Genomic DNA, 4,512 nt, shown 5'->3' on the forward strand with positions numbered 1-4,512 from the left:
GCCCGCCCGCCGCGCGCCCCCGCGGGGGGCCCACCCGGCGCCGCCCCGGTTCGCGCGCCCGCCGGAGCTGCGGCGGCCCCGGTTCGCGCGCTCGCCGCATCCGTGGCCGCGCCGGCTCCGCCGAGCCCCGCTAGTCCCGCTAGTCCCGCTAGTCCCGCAACAGGTCGGGCACGCCCGCGGCGTCGGGCTCGTCGCCGGTGCCGGAGAGCACGGTCAGCCGCTGGGTGGCCCGGGTCAGCGCCACGTACAGCACCCGCAACCCGGCCGGCGACTCGTCGGCGATCTCCGCGGGCGAGACCACCACCGTGGCGTCGTACTCCAACCCCTTGGCCTCCAGGCTGCCGAGCACCACGACCCGGCCGCGGGGTTCGGCCTGCCCGGTGGCGGGCGTGGCGTCGGCCGGCGGTGTGAGCGCGGCGTCGGCCGGCGCATCAGGGCCGGCAGGGCCGTCCGGGCCGGCCGGGCCGGCCGCCCCCGCGGGCGCTTCCAACTCCGCCAGCCAGGCCCGGGCCCGCTCCCGCTGGCCCATCGCGACCACCACGCCCACCGTGCCGTCCACCTCGGCCAACAGCCGCCGCACCTCAGCGCGGAGCACCGTACGCGGGTCGGTGCCGAGCGCCACGAAGCGCGGCTTCAGGCCGGTGGAGCGGACGGCGGTCGGTGGCTCGGTGCCGGGCATGGCCAGCGCGAGCACCTTGGCGGCCAGTTCGGCGACCTCGGCCGGGTTGCGGTAGTTGACGGTGAGCTGGAAGCGGCGGCGCGGCCGGGTGCCCAGCGCCTCGTCCCGCGCGAGCGCCGCCTCGTCCGGGTCCGACCAGGAACTCTGCGCCGGATCGCCGACCACCGTCCACGTCGCCTGGCGGCCCCGCCGGCCCACCATCCGCCACTGCATGGGCGTCAGGTCCTGCGCCTCGTCCACGATGACGTGCGCGTAGTCCGTGCGCGACTCGTCCCGCAGCCGCTCCAGCCGCTCGGCCTTGCTGGGCCGGCCGCCGAACCGGTCGGCGTACGTGGTGAGCTCGTCGAGGCCGGTGAGCTGGTCGAGCGGGTCGGCCGCGCGCTTGCGGGGCCTGGCCGGGGTGCCGAGCAGGGTGTGCAGCTCGTCGATGAGGGCCACGTCGTGCACGGACAGCGGGCCGTTGCCCCGTTCGTCCAGGCGCCGCAGCGAGCGGGCCACCAGCCGCACCTCGCGCTGGTTGAGCACCCGCCCGCGCCCGCCGGCACCGGCCCAGCGGGCGAGCCGCCGCTCGTCGGCCATCGCGGCCAGCACCCGGCGCGGCGTCAGCTCGGGCCACCAGGCGGTGAGGAAGTCCAGGAAGTCCGACTCGGTCGACACGTCCTCGTCGAACGCCTCGCGCGCGTCGGCCGCGAACTCCGGGTCGGGGTAGCGGCGCGGCCCGCCGGCGGCCGACCACAGCGCGTCGAGCAGCAGCCGGCGGGCCCGTGGGCGCATCAGGTTGATCGGCGCGGTGCCGCTCAGCACCGTCTGTCTGATCTGCCGCAGCCGCTGCGCGTCCAGCTCGACCCGGGCGCCGAAGGCCACCACCCGCAGCCGCTCCGGCACCGAGGCGGAGCGGCGCGCACCGCCCGGGGCGCCGCCGCCCGCGTCACCGCCGAGGTCCCCCAGGCCCCCGAACGAGAGCTGACCGTCCTCCTCCGCTTCCGTCTCCTCGCTGGTCACGGGCGCGGGCCCGGGCAGCGTCAGGGCGCCCCTGACCGCCTTGCGCAGCACCTTCGCCATCCGCAGCGAGCCCTTGACCCGGGCCACGGCCGGCTCGTCGTACGCCGTGCCGACGCCGGTGGCACCACCGCGCGCGGTCGACTCGGCGCCCTCGGCCAACGAGCCGAGCGCCCGGATGGCGACCTGCCCCTCCTCGCCGAGCGAGGGCAGCACGCCCTCGGTGTAGGCGACGAGCAGTGGCGTGGGGCTGACGATCAGGATGCCGCCCGCGTACCGCCGCCGGTCCTGGTAGAGGAGGTAGGCCGCGCGGTGCAGGGCGACGGCCGTCTTGCCGGTGCCCGGGCCGCCCTCCACCTCGGTGACGGAGTTCGCGGGGGCGCGGATCACCAGGTCCTGTTCGGCCTGGATGGAGGAGACGATGTCGCGCATGGTGTGCCCGCGGGCCCGGCCCAGCGCGGCCATCAGGGCGCCGTCGCCGATGACCGACAGCGGCTCGCCGTCCAGCGTCGCCGTCAGCTCGGGGCGGAGCAGGTCGTCCTCCACGCCGAGCACCCGACGCCCCTTGCTGCGGATGACGCGGCGGCGCACCACCCGGCCCGGGGCGACCGGCGGGGCCCGGTAGAAGGGGGCCGCGGCCGGCGCCCGCCAGTCGATGACCAGCGGCGAGTACTCCGCGTCGAGGACCCCGAGCCGCCCGATGTGCAGCGTCTCGGCGATGTCCGCCCGCGGCTGCCCGGCCGGGTCGGTGTGCACCGCGTCGTCGGCGGGGTCGACGGAGGTGTACGCCCCGTCCGGGCCACGCTTGCCGTCCTTGCCGAGCAGCAGGTCGATGCGGCCGAAGAGGAAGTCCTCGAACTCGTTGTTCAACCGGTTCAGATGGACCCCGGCCCGGAACACCTGCGCGTCGCGTTCGGCGAGCGCGCCGGGCGTGCCGACCTGGCCCCCCTTGACCGCGTCGTCCATCAGGTACTCGGCCTCGTGGATCTTCTCCTCAAGCCTGCGGTAGACCCGGCTGAGATGTCGCTGCTCGATCCGGATCTCCCGCTCGCGGGCACCCTCGGCACCGGTCCCGGCGTCGTGGGACGGTGCGGATGCCGCGTTCGTGGCATTGTGCGTGGCGTTGTGCGCGGCCACCCAGGCCCCCTTCTGTGTGCGTAGGGCAGCCGTCAACCGTACGCGAACCGGGGCATGCTGCGCACGTGTGCGACACCACTCAGTCCATCCAGCGGTCGGGGACGCCCTGGCGGCAGGGGCTGCCGCCTGGGCTGGGGGGCGCGCTGCGGCGGGGGCCGGTGGCCGGCGGGGAGGATGCTTTCCTACGAGCGGAGGACGGCGCCGTACGAGGACCGGCCGGGCGGCGGTCGACGGGAGAGTGCTTTCGTACGAAGGGAGGCCGCTGCCGTTCGAGGAGCCGCCGGCGACCTGCGGGGAGAGCGCTTTCGTGCGGGAGGAAGCCGCTGCCGCATGAGCGGCCGGGGCGGTGCGGGCGCGGGCCGGGCCGGTGACGGGCCGGGCCCGAGACGGGCGGGCCGCGCCCGCCCCCGTTCACCTTCCGAGGCGTCGCGGCCAAAACACCGCCCGTACCAGCCAGGAACCGAACGCGGTGCAGCCCCGTGAGCACAGGCCCCGGACCCCCGACCGGGGCCTGTGCCCTGTCCACGTTCTCACACCAACTACGCTTCTGCGTCCATTAATTGACGCCATATCAGGAATGAAATATTCCGACCCGCTGAGCGAACACGGCCCCTCTCGCACCGTCCACCCACGCTCACGACGACCGCGCGAGCTGGACCGCGCCACACGGCTCAGGCCCGCGCAGCGACGGCGCGCCGGCGGTGCCGCGCCACCCGTTCCCGGTTGCCGCACACCTCGCTTGAGCACCAGCGGCGGCGCCGGCCGCGCGAGGTGTCCAGATAGATCAGCGCGCACGACTCGCCCTCGCAGCGCCGCAGTTGGTCCCGCGCGGTCGCGTCCGTGAGCAGGTCGACGGCGTCCCTGGCGACCTGCGCCAGCAGCGCTTCGCAGGGAGGAGTCACGGCGTGCGCACGGACCAGCGAACCGTCCGCGGCCCGCACCGCGCGCAGCGCCGGCGGCGCGGCGGCGGCCAGCGCGTTGATCCGCTCCACGTCGGTGTCGGCCGCCCGCCCGTCGAACTCCCCGTACACCACACGGAACAGCAGGTCCCGCAGGGTACGGAAGCGGTCGAGCCACTGGGCGTCCACCACGTCGGGCGGCACCTCGGGCAGCAACAGCCGGGCGCCGACGAGCCACTGGCCGAGCCGGTGCGGGGTGTCGAGCCGTTCGACGGGCTCGTCGCCGAATCTGCCGTTCACGGTGGCCACCAGGTCGAGGCAGACCCGACCGGCGTCGAAACGCAGCTCGTACGAAGCCGAGACCGCCGCCATCCGCCCATCACTCCCTGAGTGCGCGGGGCGCCGAACGCCCAAACGCCCGCGAGGAACCTCCGCTTCCAGAGTGCCCGCCCGGGGCCTTCCCCGTAACCCTCCTGACACACCCGGGCGAAGACGGACCCGAACGCACGGACAGCCCCGCCCCGCGAAACGACCACGCCCACGACCCGGGCCCCGGGCCACGGGCGAAAAGTCACGACCGGTACGGGCCAACAGCGCACGGCCCGGTGACCGCTAGGGCCGCGGCCGGGCCGCCAACCGGTAGCCGCGCCCCGCGGCCTCCTCCACCAGCCCGGGCACCGCCAGCGCAGCACCCACGTCGGCCACGGCCGCGGCGACCGCACCGACGTCCTCGGCCACCTCGGCGGGACCGGCCCCGGGGCCCGCCCCCCCCCCCCCCCCCCCGCCCGGGGCCCCCCC

The 4,512-nt window shown here is 76.0% G+C and carries 3 protein-coding genes; all 3 read right to left on the bottom strand.

Annotated features, from left to right (window positions below; all coding sequences use genetic code 11):
- Nucleotides 1-148: 148 nt before the first annotated feature.
- On the bottom strand, nt 149-2,815 hold the full coding sequence (locus tag AAHZ94_RS29040) for a HelD family protein (protein WP_502964815.1): 2,667 nt from the start codon (nt 2,813-2,815) through the stop codon (nt 149-151).
- Nucleotides 2,816-3,486: 671 nt separating this feature from the next.
- Complete coding sequence (locus tag AAHZ94_RS29045; RefSeq protein WP_349996608.1) at nt 3,487-4,086, bottom strand: CGNR zinc finger domain-containing protein; 600 nt, start codon at nt 4,084-4,086, stop codon at nt 3,487-3,489.
- Nucleotides 4,087-4,326: 240 nt separating this feature from the next.
- Nucleotides 4,327-4,512: hypothetical protein (locus AAHZ94_RS29050; RefSeq protein ID WP_349996609.1), on the bottom strand; the 186-nt coding region annotated here is incomplete at its 5' end.

Source organism: Streptomyces sp. HSW2009, from assembly GCF_040240285.1.
Lineage (GTDB): Bacteria > Actinomycetota > Actinomycetes > Streptomycetales > Streptomycetaceae > Streptomyces.

Excerpts from the sequence above, each read along its gene's own strand:
- AAHZ94_RS29045 (WP_349996608.1), bottom strand. The coding sequence starts at position 4,086 with ATGGCGGCGGTCTCGGCTTCGTACGAGCTGCGTTTCGACGCCGGTCGG.